Annotated in this window: 13 protein-coding genes; all 13 read left to right on the forward strand. The window is 47.3% G+C overall.

Features of this window, described 5'->3' with window-relative positions:
* The first annotated feature begins 202 nt into the window (after positions 1–202).
* The 13 genes from rpmF to ettA all read left to right on the forward strand — a co-directional run bounded on the left by rpmF (position 203) and on the right by ettA (position 17,671).
* Positions 203–397, forward strand: a complete 195-nt coding sequence (gene rpmF / locus HXT56_RS00365) for a 50S ribosomal protein L32 (RefSeq protein ID WP_116712094.1) — start codon at positions 203–205, stop codon at positions 395–397.
* Positions 398–1,104: 707 nt separating this feature from the next.
* Entirely contained in the window at positions 1,105–3,003 is a 1,899-nt protein-coding gene (locus HXT56_RS00370; protein ID WP_421778143.1) for a hypothetical protein, read from the forward strand.
* 495 nt (positions 3,004–3,498) lie between these two features.
* Entirely contained in the window at positions 3,499–3,654 is a 156-nt protein-coding gene (locus HXT56_RS00375) for a hypothetical protein (RefSeq protein WP_421778144.1), read from the forward strand.
* Positions 3,655–3,976: 322 nt separating this feature from the next.
* Positions 3,977–4,888 (forward strand): ribonuclease III, encoded by a 912-nt coding sequence (rnc, locus tag HXT56_RS00380; RefSeq protein ID WP_421778145.1) that lies wholly within the window; start codon positions 3,977–3,979, stop codon positions 4,886–4,888.
* A gap of 215 nt (positions 4,889–5,103) precedes the next feature.
* On the forward strand, positions 5,104–5,967 hold the full coding sequence (locus tag HXT56_RS00385; protein WP_421778146.1) for an ABC transporter ATP-binding protein: 864 nt from the start codon (positions 5,104–5,106) through the stop codon (positions 5,965–5,967).
* Between the two features lie 15 nt (positions 5,968–5,982).
* Complete coding sequence (locus HXT56_RS00390; RefSeq protein WP_421778147.1) at positions 5,983–7,635, forward strand: hypothetical protein; 1,653 nt, start codon at positions 5,983–5,985, stop codon at positions 7,633–7,635.
* Between the two features lie 132 nt (positions 7,636–7,767).
* Complete coding sequence (gene dacB, locus HXT56_RS00395; protein WP_421778148.1) at positions 7,768–9,624, forward strand: D-alanyl-D-alanine carboxypeptidase/D-alanyl-D-alanine endopeptidase; 1,857 nt, start codon at positions 7,768–7,770, stop codon at positions 9,622–9,624.
* A gap of 58 nt (positions 9,625–9,682) precedes the next feature.
* A complete protein-coding gene (gene tilS / locus HXT56_RS00400) occupies positions 9,683–10,801 on the forward strand; it encodes a tRNA lysidine(34) synthetase TilS (RefSeq protein ID WP_250310069.1) in 1,119 nt (372 codons plus the stop codon).
* Positions 10,776–11,330: a hypoxanthine phosphoribosyltransferase gene (hpt, locus tag HXT56_RS00405; RefSeq protein WP_250310070.1), complete on the forward strand. Its 555-nt coding sequence runs from the start codon at positions 10,776–10,778 to the stop codon at positions 11,328–11,330. Before tilS ends, hpt begins: the two co-directional genes overlap by 26 nt.
* A gap of 155 nt (positions 11,331–11,485) precedes the next feature.
* On the forward strand, positions 11,486–13,651 hold the full coding sequence (gene ftsH / locus HXT56_RS00410; protein WP_421778149.1) for an ATP-dependent zinc metalloprotease FtsH: 2,166 nt from the start codon (positions 11,486–11,488) through the stop codon (positions 13,649–13,651).
* A gap of 269 nt (positions 13,652–13,920) precedes the next feature.
* Positions 13,921–15,099 carry a dihydroneopterin aldolase gene (locus tag HXT56_RS00415; protein WP_421778150.1) on the forward strand — a complete coding sequence of 393 codons (1,179 nt, stop codon included), beginning with the start codon at positions 13,921–13,923 and terminating at the stop codon, positions 15,097–15,099.
* Positions 15,099–15,602, forward strand: a complete 504-nt coding sequence (locus HXT56_RS00420; protein ID WP_250310073.1) for a DUF3180 domain-containing protein — start codon at positions 15,099–15,101, stop codon at positions 15,600–15,602. Before HXT56_RS00415 ends, HXT56_RS00420 begins: the two co-directional genes overlap by 1 nt.
* Before the next feature lie 392 nt (positions 15,603–15,994).
* Positions 15,995–17,671 carry an energy-dependent translational throttle protein EttA gene (gene ettA / locus HXT56_RS00425; protein WP_116712499.1) on the forward strand — a complete coding sequence of 559 codons (1,677 nt, stop codon included), beginning with the start codon at positions 15,995–15,997 and terminating at the stop codon, positions 17,669–17,671.
* Positions 17,672–17,784 lie beyond the last annotated feature (113 nt).

Below are 17,784 nucleotides of genomic sequence, written 5' to 3' on the forward strand. Positions count from 1 at the left end.
TTGATTTGGAACATTTGCGGGAGTTTTTTCTCCGGAGAATGTTGTTGTTTTGGTGGTTTTCTGGAACATTTGCGGGAGATTTTTCTCCGGAAAATGTTGTTGTTTCAGTGAATTTTTGGAACATTTGCGGGAAAATGTACGGCGCTTGCTGTAGTATACAGAACGCTTAAGCTCAATCGATTGAACGAAATAGAGGAAAATTATGGCACTGCCTAAATACAAGACCTCGCGTGCTAATACGCATTCGCGTCGCGCTAATTGGAAGGCGTCTGCCGTGCAGACTGTGACTTGCCCGAACTGCGGTTCTGAGGCATTCCCACACATGGCTTGCCCATCCTGCGGTACCTTCCGCGGTCGCGTGTACCGTGAAGCTGTTCGCTCGGCGCACACCAAGTAGGCACCAAGTAGGTTGTACTTGTTAAAACCCTGCCATCGACGGGTGGCGGGGTTTTTCTTTTGCTTTGACTTGCCGGAGCGCTTCAACGCGAGTTTCGTAAGCGAGCGTTTCCCCACATTTGGAGCGTTTGGTTTGGTGCAGCGCTCCAAACGCGGGGAATTTATCTCGCGTTTGGAGGGTTTGAGACTATGTATCGCTCCAAACGTGGGGAATTTATCTCGCGTTTGGAGGGTTTGGGGTTGTGTAGCGCTCCAAACACGAGGTAGGTTGCGCACATTTGGAGTCTATCGCTTTGGCTGAGCTTGAAAGCATTGGGATTTTTGCGTCGGTGTGTCGCGCTGAAAGTGGCGGTTTTGCAAGGGTTTTGGTGGCTGGTAGGGGTTTAGCGCGGCGTTACCTTAAAGTTTTCTGGGAAAAATCTTTGAAAATGTTGAAACTATTGTTTTTTACGGTATAAAGACGAAAGTTTAGTATTTTTTACGGTGTTTTTGGCTTGCGCAGTATTTTTTAATGCGTTTTAGCGTGTTTTTTATGGTTTCTTGAGCGTGTGCGGGTCTTGACTTTTGCGAACGGGGGGGGGGTATGTTAATAACAAACGCCGATTAAACGCGGGTTCGCGGCCGGCGTGAGCCGCTGGGCTTATACCACGCGGGTTTACATTTTTCTTCACACGCTTGGTGTGAAGGAGAAGAAGAAAGGAAAATATTATGTTGAATAAGAAGGCTATCGCCGCATTCGCTGCTGGCGCCACTCTTCTTTCTGGTTTGGCTGTAGCTGCTCCAGCTTTGGCTGAGAATGCTGCTGCTGGTAATGCTCCTGCTGCTACCGCTCAGAAGGATGATGCTGTTAAGAAGCAGATTGAGGCTCTTAAGGCTAAGAAGAAGGCTGCTGAAGACGCTAAGAAGGATGCCGAGAAGAAGCTGAATGATCTTAAGAATGATCATAAGGCAGATCACGCTCTTAATAAGCTTGAGAATGCTCTCGATGAGGCTAATGATACTCTCGCTGATGCGAAGGAATCTTTAACCAAGCATAATCAGGAAGTTTCTACTGCAGAAGCCAATAAGACTACTGCCGATAATAATAAGAAGACTGCTGAGAAAGCTGAAAAGGATGCTATCAAGGCCGTCAACAAGCTACTGGAGGGCGAACAGCAGCTTGCGTCCTATGCTGATGCTGCTACCAAGGCTGTCGATGCAAACTTGAAGGATGCTAAGGACGCGGATAAGCTCGCTACTGCTAAGGCTAATTTGGAAACCGCGGAAACTGCTCTGAAGAACGCTACTACCGCTGCAACCAATGCTGAAACTAAGTTGACTACGCTTAAGAACGGGACTGCTGCTCTTGAGGGTGCTGTCACCGCTGCTCAGAATGGTGTTGACGCTGCTCAGGGTAGGATTGATGACTTGAAGGATTCTGACGGCAAGTACGGTCAGTATGCTAAGGATTTGCAGGATGCTAAGGATGCTGTCGCTGTGCAGGAGACCTTGATTAAGGCTTACGACGAGCAGATCAAGCAGCTCGAAACCCCAGCTAAGACTGATGATAAGAAGCCAGAAGGTGAAAAGAAGCCAGAAGGCGAAAAGAAGCCAGAAGGCGAAAAGAAGCCAGAAGGCGAAAAGAAGCCAGAAGGCGAAAAGAAGCCAGAAGGTGAAAAGAAGCCAGAAGGTGAAAAGAAGCCAGAGTCAGGTAAGGTTGTTCTTCCTAAGAAGGCTGAAGAGCTTAAGGCTTATGTGGAGCAGGTTAAGGCTGCTTTGAAGGCTGAGAAGGATGCTAAGAAGGCTGCTGCTGTTAAGGCTGCTTTCGATGAGTTCGGTAAGGCTGCTAAGGCTCTTAAGGCTAATAAGGATGATAAGGCTGCTAAGGCTGCTTTTGCTGCTGCTTTGAAGAAGCTTGCTACTTTGGTTCCTTACACTGCTGCTAAGCCAGCTCCAAAGCCAGAACCAAAGCCAACTGAGCCTTCGCTTGTTGATCCTGCTGGTACTGATCTTCTTAAGACGAATTATCAGGGCTTGTCTGCTGAGCTTGCTGCTCGTGGTGTGACCAATGTTGCTGCTTATGATGCTTTGCTTAATAGGCTTCAGTTTGGTTTGAAGCAGACTGGCTGGGAGAACATTTTGAAGAACTTCGGTGGCAATAACTGCGCTTACTTGAATGGTCTTCGTCGTCAGCTTCAGAAGGCTGTGCTTCACTATGGTCACGTTGAGGCTGCTGTGAATGATATCAAGGCTGAGCTTGGCGAGGATATGAAGGATGCGAAGGCTTCCGAGAATTTTGATGCTGCTAAGGTTATCAAGGAGAAGCTTGCTAAGGCTGCTGGTTTGTTGAAGATTGCTGATAACAACCGTACTCGTGCTGCTGGTTTGCTTGATTCTGCTAATGATCATGCTAAGGATTTGAGCTGCGATACTGGTGCTAAGGAAGTTCGCGATGCTATGGATAAGGAGCCTAACTCCCCATTCAAGCCAGCTCCTGCTCCAAAGCCAGCTCCTAAGACTCCTAAGGCTCCTAAGCTTCCTAACACGGGTGCTGTGGTAGCTTTGGCTGCTGTTGCTGCTTCTGTGCTTGCTGGTATGGGTGCTGCTCTTCGCAAGATCCGCCACTAAGCTGCTTTAAGTGGTGAGTGCGTGGTTAATGCCACGCGCTCACTGCTTGGCTTTTGATTCTTGCACTCAACGCACGGTTTCGAGAGTATAGGGCTGTTGAAACTGGTGTTTAGTTGCGTGGGCTGTTGCTTGCTGGACTGTTTTGCCAAATTTCTTTTCTTCGCAGTCTAGTGTGGTAGTGGTTTTATGCGGCTTTGTTGAGTGTGTTGCTTCCGGTTTTGTGGACGCTACTAGGGGCGTTCGTGAAACCGGAGGCTTTTTTGTTTTCTGCAAACATTTGCGCGACGACCTGCCGAAGCGCTCAAAGCGTAGCGCGCGAAGGCAACTCGGAGCGGAAACTCGCTTAGGTTGGAAGTCCGGGGGACTTCCAACGCGAGTTTCGTAGCGAGCTTATTCCTCACGGCTATTTGGTAGCCGTTCGGCTGATTTGGCATGTGAAGCACCCCGTGCTTCACAATTGAGCCAAATCACGCTTTAAAGGAGCTTGAAATCCCAATGATTTCAAGCTCGGTCAAAGCGCTGCGCGAGCGTTTTAACCGTTTTTTGGAACATTTTCCGGAGTTTTTTCTCCGGCGTTTGTTGTTGTTTTGGCTGGTTTTTGGAACATTTTCCGGAGTTTTTTCTCCGGCAAATGTTCCATATTTGCGCTGATGTAGCTACAAAATCCGGAGAATTCTCCGGCAAATGTTCAAAATTACTAAACCGACATTTCCTTTACAGTCATGTAAAGGAAAAATCGAAATTAAGCCAAAAAGCGATTAAAATTTTACAGCCACGTAAAGGAAAAATCGAAATTAAGCCAAAAAACGACAAAAACTTTACAGCCACGTAAAGGAAATGTCGGAATCTCGCCAAAAAGCGACAAAAACTTTACAGTCGTGTAAAGGAATAATCGCGCGCTAAATCGCAGCGCTCAAGCAGGTCGTCGCGCTCGTTTTTGTGGACTTAATGGCTGGTAAGTAGGGGGACTATAATGGTAGGCGCTATGAACAATCAGAAGAATCAGAACAATCAGAACGGCCAAGCCAGCCAAACCAGCCAGCACCTCCAGAACAATCACCGTACCCAAAGCATCCAAGCCGCTCAACAAACTCACCAGAACCTCCACAACTCGCGCGAGCAGCATGACGCGAGCGGAGTGTTGAGACTAGACAATAACGAAGTTCGTCCGGGGGATCCAACGCAGGAGCTTCTAAGCGCTTTAGGAACCAGCATTTCGCCGGATTTGCTAGTGGAGGCGCTTACGCATCGTTCGTTCTCGCACGAGCATCCAGGCACTCACAACTATGAGCGCCTCGAGTTCTTAGGCGACGCCGTTTTGGAACTCGTTTCCACGGAAACGCTATTTTCCGCGCATCCAGATATGACTGAAGGCCAGCTGGCAAAGATGCGAGCTAAGGCTGTATCCGAGTGGGCGCTTTCCGCAGTCGCGCGCGAAAAACTTCACGTTGGACCGTATATTCTGCTTGGTCGCGGCGAAATGGAGCAGGGCGGCAGCAATAAAGATTCTATTTTGTGCGATATTGTAGAGGCTTTAATCGGCGCAACTTTTGTGGAACACGGTATTGATGAGGCGCGTCGAGTGGTACATCGCTTAATTGACGATACCTTGGCAGAGGTGCTTACGGAAGGTCCGGCTCTCGATTGGAAGACTTCGCTGACTGTTAAGGCGCACGACATGGGCTTGGAAGATCCAGAGTACCGTATGTCGGTTTCCGGGCCAGAGTATGCGCCGGTTTTTGAGGCGCGGGCAGTGTTGGCGCACGATACTGGTGACGAAGTGCTGGGGTCGGGTAGTGGTTCCAGTAAGCGTAAGGCGCAGCTTGCTGCGGCTGAGCAGGCTTGGCATGTGCTTGATTCGCGCGCTGGTAAGAAGCGTTCGTAAGAAGCGCTTATTGCACTTGACTTTGTTGCACTTGACTTGAGTTCGATTCCTCACGTATCTATTCCACGAGAGTTAATTCCTCGGTTGATTTTGCTTGCAATAGGCGTATTTGCGTGTCAATTATGAGTATGAGATAATAGTGCTCTGTGCATAAACCGCTGTTGCGTAGCAATGTGGCGCAATTTGCGTGTTTATCTGTATATTGCGAGGTTTCTATGGTAGATTCTGTTCCGGTTTTTGGCGCAAACACTTACGCCGCTACTAATGAAGAAGTTCCAGCGGTTTCTATTCGCGGATTCGTTAAGACTTTCGGCAAAAAAGTTGCTGTAGATAATCTTTCCTTAGACATTCCAGCAGGCTCTTTCTACGGCTTGGTTGGTCCGAACGGTGCCGGCAAAACCACTACGATTAAAATGCTTACGGGCTTGCTTATGCCAGATGCTGGTTCGGCTTCGATTTTTGGCAACGACGTTTGGAGCGATGTAAATAGCGCCAAGCGCGCAATCGGTTTGATGCCACAAGCGGATGAGATTTTTAAGACGATTACCGGCCTTCAGCTTTTAACTTACGCTGGCATGCTTCGCGATATGAGCCGCGCGGAATCCGTAAAGCGCGCGAACGATTTGCTTTCTGCATTCGACTTAACAGAAGCTGCAAACACTATGGTTTCTGACTATTCAACTGGTATGACGAAGAAGATTTGCCTTGCAACAGCTATGATTCACAGCCCTCGCGTGCTCGTGCTCGATGAGCCTTTTGAAGCAGTGGACCCTGTTTCTAGCGCAAATTTGAAGGATATTCTAGTCGAGTATGTTTCTACTGGCGGTACTGTGATTATTTCTTCGCACGTTATGGAATTGGTTGAAAAAATGTGCTCGCACGTGGCGATTATTAACGAAGGTCATGTTGCAGCTTCTGGCACTCTTGCGGAAGTAGCTCAGGGCAAGGATCTTGAAGATCGCTTTATGGAGCTTGTTGGCGGACGTCACGCTGCTGCGCGCATTGACTGGCTTAACGGCGGTAAGTCTGATAACGCTCCTACTGCTCTTAGCACCGATTACGCCAATTTCAACGCTTAAAAAAGGAGAGCCGTAATGTCTATGATTGTTACCATGGTTCGCCTTCGCTGGGCGCTTACTTTTTCAGTTATGCGAAAGTCGACGTGGCAAAAAATTGGCTTTGGTATAGTCATTGTTTTTGGACTTGCGATTATATGCGCTCTTGGTTTTGCAGGCTGGGAAGCAGGAAAGTATCTTAATCCAGGAATGCTTGCAGATACTAAAGATTGGCAGGAATTCCAATTGATTCCAATAATGCTTGCGTCGATTGTGTCAATTTTTACGCTGTTTATAAACTTGTTTATGTTAGGCAGCGACACAACACTAAAATCGCGCAGTTTTGCGCTTTACGGCATTCCTTACATAAAGCAGCAAGCTGGTATGCTTCTTGGCTCTCTTTTTGGAGCGCTTTCTGTAAGCTGCACAATCGCGCTTGCTTTGTGGTCTTTAGCGTACCGAAACTTTGGAATTGTGCCAGTTTTAGCAAGCGTAATTGCGGCTCCGCTTTACGTTGCAACAATCGTGTCTTTAAGCAAAATGCTTATTGAGCTTTTGGACACTATTTTAATAAACAAGCGTTCAAGAAACATTTTTTACTTTGCTATTTTCGTAGTGTACATGATTTTTGTTTCGTCAATGAACACTCATAGCAGCACGCCAAATGGAGTTTGGTTTGGCTCAAGTTTCTGCGCTGTGTCCGCTTTTACACCATTAAGTGCAGCTATGGCTTTGCCGCTTGACGCTATTAATAGCAACTATTTTGCGCTTGTTATTCGCTTCCTTATTTGCGTTGTAACAATTGCTGCTTGCTTTGCAATCTCTGTATTTTGCGCAAAATTAGAGCCGAAGCTTATTCGCGGTGAACAAAAAACAGTTGTTAAAACTAAAGGAATTGGCTTATTTACAGCAGTTCCAGACAACATAGTTGGTGCGATTATTGCGCGAATTATTAGCGTTATGAGAAGAGATATGCGTCAACTATTTTTGCTTCTTACGCCGCTTTTTATTCTGATAGTTGCAGGAGGAACCAGTTTTAATGCTAAAGGATTTGGTTCTATAGCACAGGACATAGGCGTTTCTAGTTGGCTTATGTATTCTGGTTTGCTTATGGGCATGGTTGTTGGGAACAATATTGCATACGATGGCACAGCTTTTACTATGCACGCGATTATTGGCGTAAAAGGTTTGTATGATCGCTTAGCGCACGCAATAGTTTGGTCCGTGATTTGCGCTGTGTACTTTGCAATTCTTGGAATAGGGGTTTACGCTTTCCTTTTCTTTGTAGCAAATGTTCATCAAAATATGAATGCAGTTATGTTCCAAACTCTTTCTCCAATCGGAGTAGCTTTTGCGACCATAGGCATAGGCTTAATTTCTTCGTGCATTGCAATGTACCCTGTAGCGTCAATCGAAAAGCCATTTTCTAGGCCGCAAGGTTCTGCAGGCGCTAGATCCTTTGCTCCAATAGGTTTTTCGCTTCTTTCTGCTGTATGCATGATTCCGTCTATTGCTTTGGCTATGGCATTTTTGGCTATTAACGCGAATCTTTTGTGGATTGCAAGCATTATGTTCGTAGTGAACGGCGCAATTGTGTTGGCTGTTGGCGTAATTCTTGGCGGCAAAGTAATGGATAAGCGCATGATTCGCATTGTAGAAAACTTGCGCAGATTCGCGTCGATTACTGCGTAATTTGCGCATTTACCAAGCTACTTCTGAACGAATTGCAATATAAGCCATACGTTTTGTTACAAGTGCAGGATATAGTTAGTCGAGGCTGTAGTAAGGCATAATGGTGGCAAATCAGGTGAAAGTAGTGCTCGCATGAACGATAAGAAAGGGTTCAGGAAAAATTCTGATCGTACTCGTAAAGTGAGCACTTTCTCTGATATTGAGCCAATCGACGGCACATATCCACCGATTGCGAACCAAACCACGGATCTAAGCGCGAATCAAAGCGCGAATCAAAGCGCAAATCAAACGATGGACGCTACTCAACCTGCTCCACAAAAAGATACCCCTCTTGATTCTAAAGTCGTATCCGCAAATACTAGCAATACTTCGTCTTCTAAACCATCCACAATTGAAACGCTCTCACGTTCGTGTGAAAAATATGCCTCCATGCTTTGCAATGGAAAGTACCCCTCACGTTGGAGGCTTCCGATTATTGGCATTTCGGCACTGCTTTGCATAGCAATAATTGTTTCGTATTGCATGCTCGACTTGCTGGATATACTTCCCGGGCCTTTAACGTTACGTCCGCAAGAATCAGCTTTATCGGTTGCGCCAATCCGACAAATTAAAGAGGTATCAACGCTTACTCAGCCTGTAGGCTACGGTAAAAAAATTAGCAACCAGAAAGCGAATAAACTGGTAAAAGATTTATTATCAGACCCCTCAGTCGGCAATGATACTTCCGCTGTTATTATGGACGCGCGCGGACAGATTGTTGCCGAACGTTTTGCGCGCACACCTCGAGAACCTGCTTCTACGCTCAAAACGCTCACTGCCGCCGTTGCTTCCCGCACGCTCGACATGGGCGCAACGCTTGATACACAAGTGTTTATGCTATCTACAAAAACTAACGCACCAAAGGCAGCTTCTCGTCGCGCTCAACTAGTACTTCGCGGAAGTGGAGACATGCTACTGGGTGTTGGCGAAAACGACATTCACCACGTAAACGGTCGCGCCGGTTTAGCAACGTTAGCAAACAGGACAGCAGAGGTGCTCGCTATCGATAAGATTCACGAAGTGACGTTAGCGGTAGACGATTCTCTTTTTGGCGCAAAGCGTGAGCCTTCGCTAGTCTACGAAACGGACGACGAGCATCGCTTCTATGCGAAAACGTCGTCAGTGGCAATTGATTGCGCTCGTCAACGCGATATCGTCGCGCAAGGAGTGGATGCTGACGCTGGATCGGATTTCCCACTTTCTGATCCAAATCCTGCAGCAAGCGTGGGGCGCGTGTTTGCGCAATTGTTACGTAACAAGGGTATTCAAGTTCACGCCGCAAACCTTAGCAATCTTACTAAATCTGCAAAAACTAAAGGTAACCAGCCCGCTACTTCCTCAGCACCCGCGTCTGATTCCGAAATACCGGTGAGTTTTACGCAATCTTTGATCGTCGCTAATTCCCAGCTGATTGCGAAAGTATCGTCTGCGCCTCTGAACGAAATCATGGGTTACATGCTTCGACTTTCCGACAACACTTTGGCGGAGGAATTTGGCCGTTTAACAGCGTTGGCAGCGCATAAGTCTAACGATCCTGAGGGAGGAGTAAAAGCGGTTGAGGAAGGCTTGCATAAGCTCCATATAGACACGCGCGGGCTTCACATGTCGGATTGTTCTGGATTGTCGCCGAAATCGTCCATTCGTGCGCTCACCCTTGCTCAAGTGCAATTACTGAACGTTGCTCGCAACAGTGGAGGTTCGGCAGCAGCTCAAGGATTGTCACTTCCAGGGTTAGTTGGCAGCACGAGGAGACGTTTAGTAGATCCTTCCGCTAAGGGATTGTTGCGCGTAAAAACTGGTTCGCTTTCAAATGTCACTTCTATGTCAGGTAATGTTTCTCGCCGCGGCGGAGGCGTGCTTACATTCGCTGTTATTGTGAACAATCCTAACAATGGTTGGGGTGCTTCTGTGGCCATTAATAAGTTTATGGCGGAATTGCCAAATTTGTGACCTGCATTGCCCAAAAGCAAGCCTGTGATCTACTCCGATTCGCGCTACACTAGAACCCATGGTGTATTCGTCTCGCATGCGCGCTGGTATTGGAGCGGTAAAACGCTGTTTTGACTCGCTTTCACTTAGCGCACAACACACTTGTTTTACTCAGCATGGTCAGCATTCTCCGGCACCCGATGCTCCGTTAGTGTTGGTGGCGTGCTCCGGAGGTAGGGATTCGCTTGCGTTGACTGCGCTGGCGGCCATCGTGTGTGCCAGCAGAGGGCTTCGCTGTGGTGTAGTAATTGTTGATCACCGTATGCAGGCCGGTTCCACTCAAGTTGCTTGTGAGGCTGCGAAAAACTGTGTGAAAGTTGGTGTGGAGGCGTCGAACGTTACTGTAGTGTCGGTAAAGGTGACGGATTCCGGAAAAGGCGAGGAGTCTGCGGCCCGCGATGCCAGGTATCAAGCCATTATTGATGTTGCCAAACGCGAGGAAGCTGCTGTGGTTTTGTTAGCTCACACGGCAAACGATCAGGCAGAAACAGTGCTTATAGGCTTAAAAGATTCCGCAGGATTAGAAGCGGTTGCAGGCATGAAAACCGTGACACAACGCCAAAATGTACGTTTTGCGCGTCCGCTTATTGAGCTAACTCGTAAAGATACCACCGGCATTTGCGAAGATTTAGGAATTGCGTGGTGGGATGATCCAACCAACGGTGACACGCTTTCTCAAGACTTACAACTTGGGGACGAGTATCCGTTACGTTCGCGTATTCGACACACGCTTATGCCGTATATTTCGCGCTTTTTACAAGCAAATATGGTTACGTTACTTTCGCGAGGTGCGAAACTTGCGCAAGACGATCTCGATTATATAAATACTCAAGTCGATACGGTATTGCCAAACGTAATGCGCGTTGACGAAAGTTCACACAGCATAACGTTAGAAAGTGAACGGTTGGCACAGTATCATCCGGCGATTCGCAGACGCATCATAGCCAGAGCTTTAACAGCACTATCTTTGCGTTTTTCCGCAAGTCATATACAGGCAATTGACGAGCTTTGCGTAAATTGGCACGGTCAAAAGCCTTTAGCGTTGCCAGATTGTTACCAAGCCGCCCGACATCATAGGAATATCGTCATTCGTTTATGCAAAGATAGTGAACATGCAAGTTGCAGATATACGAGATGACATCGACTATGAATTAATCAGCCACGAAGAGCTTATGAAGCGTATTCGTGAGGTTGCTAAGCAGGTGAGTGAAGATTACAAAAATCGTAATACTTTACTGGTTGCAGTGTTAAAAGGCGCTGTAAACACGCTCGCCGTTTTTTCGCAAGAACTCAGTATTCAAGCTCCTATGGATTTTATGAGCTTGTCAAGCTACGGTAGTGGAACGAAAACAAGCGGACAAATCACCGTTCGTGAAGACTTAAGTACCGATGTGCGCGGCCGTGACGTGCTTATTGTGGAAGATATTGTTGACTCAGGTCGCACTTTGGCTTGGTTAGTAAACGAGTTGAAGAGCCGTGGTGCCGCGAGCGTTAAAGTTTTTGCGTTGCTCAGTAAGCCTGCTCGTCGCGAAGTTGAAGTAACTATCGACTACTCAGGTTTTGAAATTCCTGACGCTTTTGTCGTTGGCTTTGGTATGGATTACGACGAGCGTTACCGCAATTTGGATAGTATTGCGGTGCTGAAGCCATCTGTGTATGGCGCTTGATTTTTATTGACGACACTTTACGCAACGTATATACAAAAACGTTCTATGCGTAACGTTGTATAAAAACGTTCTGTACGTAACGTTGTATAAAAACGTTATAGACAAAACGTTATATCCAAATTTTATGTGAGGAGTTTGAAAGGAGCCTTACTTATATGGGCGCTTCTCCTATGACACCACGAGGTCCAATGGGTGGCGGCAACGGAAATAATGGAAACAATCCATTTTTAAATCCGCGTAATCCGCGTAATCCACGTAATCCACGTAATAATAACGGTAAGCAAAATAACAACCACAATGCCAACAATGGTGGCCGTCGTTCGTTCTGGCAGTCGCCTTGGACGTGGATTGTGCTGTTGGTGCTGCTGTCGGTTGCCGGATTCCAAATGTTTGCTCACAACGGTGCGCAAACTATCGATACTCAAGACGGCATAGCTTTGGTGCGTTCTAACGCTGCCAACTATGTAGAGATTATCGACAATAAGCAACTGGTGAAGCTTACGTTAGATAAGCCGTTTAAGAAATTTGATAAACGGGATAAGCAGAAGCGCGATTACGGTAAGGAAGTGCAGTTCTACTACACGCTTTCTCAGGGTAAGTCGATTATTCACGACGTCGAGACCGTTAAGCCAAGCAATGGTTGGAACGTAAGTATGCAATCTTCCAGCATACTTTCTTACCTCATAACTTCCATGCTGCCGATTTTGATTCTGCTTGGACTGCTGTGGTTTATGTTTGGGCGTATGGCTGGCTCTGCTGGAGGCGGATTGCTGGGCATGAGCGGCGGTCGTGGCCGCGGTAAGCTGCTTGAAGGACAAACTCCTAAGACTAAGTTTGCCGACGTTGCTGGCGAGCAGGCTGCTGTTGAAGAAGTTGAAGAAATTAAGGACTTCTTGAAGGATCCTTCGCGCTACAAGGCTTTAGGTGCGCGTATTCCTCGCGGCGTACTGTTGTACGGCCCTCCAGGAACCGGTAAGACGCTTCTTGCGCGTGCTATTGCAGGCGAAGCAGGCGTGCCGTTCTATGCGATGGCTGGTTCTGACTTTGTGGAGATGTTCGTTGGTCTTGGTGCTTCTCGCGTGCGTGAGCTGTTCGACGAAGCAAAGAAGAACGCTCCTGCAATTATCTTTATTGATGAGATTGATGCAGTAGGTCGTCGTCGCGGAAGCGGTATGAACGGTGGCCATGACGAGCGTGAGCAGACACTGAATCAGCTGCTGGTGGAGATGGATGGTTTTGACAACGATACGAATTTGATTATTATCGCTGCTACGAACCGACCGGATGTGCTTGATTCCGCGTTACTTCGCCCAGGTCGATTTGACCGCCAGGTTGCTGTTGAAGCTCCAGACTTGGAAGGCCGTGAGGCAATTTTGAAGGTTCACGCTAAGGGCAAGCCTTTTGTTCCGGACGTTGACCTTCACATGGTTGCTGTTCGCACGCCTGGTTTTACTGGCGCTGATTTGGCCAACGTTCTTAACGAAGCTGCTCTGCTTTGCGCTCGCTCTGGCGCGCAATACATTGATAATCGTGCCATTGATGAGGCTATTGATCGCGTTCAGGCTGGTCCGCGCAAGAAGTCTAAGGGTATGGCGTTGGATGAGTTGCGCAACACTGCTTACCATGAGGGTGGTCACGCTTTGGTTGCGGCTGCTTTGCATCACACGGATCCGGTGACTAAGGTGACGATTTTGCCGCGCGGCCGTGCGCTTGGTTACACTGCCGTTATGCCGACAACGGATCGTTACTCTCAGTCTCGCAACGAGCTTCTCGATCAGATGGCTTACGCTATGGGCGGTCGTACTGCTGAGGAAATCGTATTCCACGATCCAACAACCGGCGCTTCTAACGATATTGAAAAGGCGACGGCAATTGCTCGTAAGATGGTGGTTGAGTTTGGTTTCTCCGCTAAGCTTGGTGCTGTTAAGTGGATGGATGCTGACGAGGATTCTGGTTCGCTCGATTCGTTGCAGCCGCGCAAGTTCTCAAACCGTACGGCTGAAGTGATTGATGACGAAGTGCATAAGCTGATTGAAACTGCTCATACTGAAGCATGGGAGATTATTAACAATAATCGCGATGTGCTTGACGAGTTGGTTCGTCAGTTGCTTGCAAAAGAAACGTTGAACGAGAAGGAACTTAAGGAAATCTTTAGTAAGATTCGTAAAGCTCCTGAACGTACGCTGTGGTTGTCTGACGAGCGTCGTCCGGATTCGGATGTTCCGCCGGTTCAGATTCCAGAAAATCTGAAGCACAACGAAAATTCTGCAAGTTCTGAAGAAACGAGTTCCGAAGAAACGAGTTCTGAAAAATCTGAGTAGAAAATTCGTAAGAAGGCGTTGTAAAAAAGCCTTGTATTAATGAATTTCCGGTAAGCGCTGATAACAGTATTGTTATCGGCGCTTATTTTTTTGACTTGTGGATTATTTTTACGGAAGTTTACGTATTATTGCCATATTGCGAGTACAATGTATCAAAATATAAATAATTGAAGATTACCGTACAACAAATATTATGCTTACAAGGTGCTTCGTATGCCAGTAGACTGGTAACATATCGATTCACTGATGAGGGGGGAGATGAGAAGATTATGGACACAATAAGTTTGATGGGCATTCGTCCGAGAGGCAATGAGATAGTAATCGGCGTATACCGTTACTTATATATTGACGCTGTTTTACAGTTAGATTTGCATACAGCGGCACGGGGAGTGGAAGAAAACGCTGTTGATATTCCGCAGATTTCCGACCGTCTTGCCTCTGTTTTGACTCAGTGCGGAGAAAATAGCGAGCTTCAGGAGAAGCCTTCTATTGCGTTGGAAGTTATTGCGAAAGCTGCGTCTGATGCTGCAATGCGCACGTGGCAGGTTCGCGAAGCCGATATTACCGTTCATGCTTCGATGAGAAGTGAATACTACGATTTGCAGAGCACAGTTGACGATGTTTCTGTTACTATGCACAGCTACGCTACCAACGATTTTGAGGTAAAAAGTAGTGCTATACCTGAGTCGATTGCCACTGTTGCTGCGCGACTTGGGCAGCTGGAGGTAGATGATTTTGACGATAGTCCAGATGCGCAGGTGCGTCGTTCAATTATTGAAAAAGTAGAAGAGGAAGCTCGTAATAAAGATGCTGCGAACGCTGCCGCAGCTGCTGCTTCCGGATCGGATGATGCTAATCAATCGGAAAACGACACGCCGCACGGCACTGACATAGTTAAGAAGGAAAAACTTTCGCCATTGTATGGTATATGTCCTGTTCCTATGCAAACGAGTGCGGTAATTTCACTGCGCGGCGAAGCGAATCGAGCTACGCGTTCTGCTATGCTGAGAACAGTTGCACTGCTCGAGCAGGATCGAAATTCGCAGGTCGACGGCGTATCAGCATTGTATATTGCTAATAGGCTTGAAGGAGATATTTTTTCTGCGGTTTTGGTGTTGTCAACGAGTGCTGACGATTATGAGTTACTTCGCCTTGTCCGCGCTGTAAATTCTTTACACAAGGATATAGTGAACGTACACATATTAGGCACTCGCTCGTATGGTGCTTCCGCTTTAGAAACTAAAACGTTGAGTGACAAACTTGCCTCTCAGCGAACTGTGGACATTGTTCTAGCAGACCCTACGGCAGATGAACTGATACCGTGGATGCAGATAGAGCCTGATGCGGCGTTGGATGGTGATCCAATTTCGTACTCGTTGGCGTTTTCTGCCGATGCTCAATGCGTTGGTTTATACTCAGATCAATGGCTTATGGGGGATGATTACTGATGAAAGCGTATCGCACACCTTGGTGGTACTTGGTACTAGGTTTGCTATTCGGCTTCGTATTGGGTGCATTTTTGGTATCTTCTACGGAATCGAGCGCTATGTCGCTGGCTGGAGCACCGTGGGTTGTAGTAGCAATCATGGTGGTTTTTGGCATAGTGACTTTTATTATGTCTTGGCAAACGCATCAGAGTGTCGTCTCAAAGTCTAAAAATAAGAAGCGCACCAATCCGCAATTTGCTGTTGCAGCACTAATGTTGTCCAAATCTTTGGGGATGGCTGGAGCTATTTTATCCGGCTGGTACGTAGGACAATTGCTAATGAGTTTGCCACACAGCGAAATAATTTTGTATGCTTCAGTTATTCGCGAATGTGCTATTGCGGGTTTGATTTGCTTTGTAGATATGTGCTTGGGTATTTTAGGCGAGTGGCTGTGCCAATTACCTCCTGAAGATGGTCCTGAAGCTACGTCAGCAAAATCCTCCAAAACGACGGCATTCTGCTGAAATCCTGCTGAAATTCTGCTTAAATCTTAAGTACGCGTATTTCTGTAGCCTTTGTTTTCTCTGCGCTACTATTTTTTGTTAACGCTTGTTAGCGTTTCTATGCCGGTTAGAATCTGTTATCGTTTGTTTTTTTGTGTGTTTTGCGTGCGGAGATTGCTGCGAGGTTGCAGCGATGTAATGTATTTGCCGCATGAGAGAATAGTTCCCGGTACTTTTGCTGCTTTTGCTAACGATTTTCCTCTATGACACGCGTAGTGTGCACGTAGTTTTTTGTATGGCGTATGAAGCGTGTGAAACTTGCGCACCAAGCCAAGGCACAGTGTCAAGGTTAAGTTTTCGCAAAGCCGCAGCAAACGCTGGAATTCCAACGTTATTAAGGATGGTATATTACTTTGGCTGAATTTATTTATCAAATGATTAAGGCGCGTAAGTCGTATGGGGACAGGGTGATTCTCGACGACGTTACCTTAAGCTTCCTTCCAGGCGCAAAAATTGGCGTGGTTGGCCCTAATGGTATGGGTAAGTCGACGTTGCTGAAAATTATGGCAGGTTTGGAAAACGTTTCAAACGGTGAAGCTTCTCTTACTCCTGGCTATACGGTAGGTATTTTGCAGCAGGAGCCGCCGTTGGATGAAACCAAGACGGTTGGCGAAAATATTAAGATGGCTTTTGGTGAGATTGCCCAAAAAGTGGCGCGTTTTAACCAAATTGGCGAAGAAATGGCCAATCCGGACGCCGATTTTGACGCTCTGATGGAAGAAATGGGCAAGCTGCAGACGGAAATTGATGCGGCGAACGGTTGGGATTTGGATTCTCAGCTCGAGCAGGCAATGGACGCTTTGCAATGCCCAGATCCGGATTCTCCTGTTTCTGTGTGCTCTGGTGGTGAGAGGCGTCGAGTGGCGTTGTGCAAGCTCCTGCTTGAGGCCCCAGATTTGCTGCTTTTGGACGAGCCTACTAACCATTTGGACGCGGAGTCTATTTTGTGGTTGGAACAGTTCCTGCACAAGTATGAAGGCGCTGTTATTGCCGTAACCCACGACCGCTACTTTATGGACAACGTAGCTGAGTGGATTTGCGAAGTTGATCGTGGTCAGCTTTATCCATACAAGGGCAACTATTCCACGTACTTGGAAACCAAGGCTAAGCGTATGGAAATCCAGGGTGCCAAGGATGCCAAGCTTGCCAAGCGCTTAAAGAACGAGTTGGATTGGGTGCGTAGTTCGCCAAAGGCTCGTCAAGCAAAGAACAAGGCGCGTTTGGAACGCTACGATCAGATGGAGCAGGAAGCACGTAATTCCAAGAAGCTCGATTTTTCCGAGATTCAGATTCCGGCTGGTCCACGTTTGGGCTCGCAAGTTTTGGAAGCCAAGCATATTCACAAGGCTTTTGGCGACCGTGTGCTCATCGACGACTTGTCGTTTACCTTGCCGCGTAACGGTATTGTTGGTGTGATTGGTCCGAACGGCGTTGGTAAGTCTACGCTGTTTAAGACGATTGTGGGCTTGGAACCGCTTTCTGGCGGCGAGCTTATTGTGGGCGACACGGTGAAGATTTCTTACGTAGATCAGAATCGCGCTGGCTTGGATCCTAATAAAAACTTGTGGGAAGCTGTTTCAGGAGGCCTTGATTTTATTGAGGTTGCTGGCGTTGAGATTCCTACTCGCGCTTACGTTGCTAGCTTCGGTTTCAAGGGTTCGGATCAGCAAAAGCTGACGGGCGTACTTTCCGGCGGTGAGCGCAACCGTTTGAACTTGGCTTTGACGCTTAAGCAGGGTGGCAACTTGCTGCTTCTCGATGAGCCTACGAACGATTTGGACGTTGAAACTTTGGAAAGTTTGGAGAATGCTTTAATCGAATTCCCGGGTTGCGCTGTGGTTGTTTCGCACGATCGTTGGTTCCTCGATCGCGTTGCCACGCATATTCTTGCTTGGGAAGGCGACGACGAGAATCCTGCAAAATGGTATTGGTTTGAGGGTAACTTCCAAGCGTACGAGGAAAACAAGATTGCGCGCTTGGGTGAGGAAGCTGCTCGACCACATCGTTTGCACCGTAAGCTCACGCGATAATTTGTAGGTAAGTTGACCTCGTTGCTACTTTGATACGTTGCTACGCTGTTAGTTAGTTACTTAGCTACTTAGCTACTTAGTTACGTCGTAACGAAAAAGTCGTAACGAAAAAG

The sequence above is a fragment of the Gardnerella nova genome (assembly GCF_049244055.1).
GTDB classification, from domain to species: Bacteria; Actinomycetota; Actinomycetes; order Actinomycetales; family Bifidobacteriaceae; genus Bifidobacterium; species Bifidobacterium vaginale_H.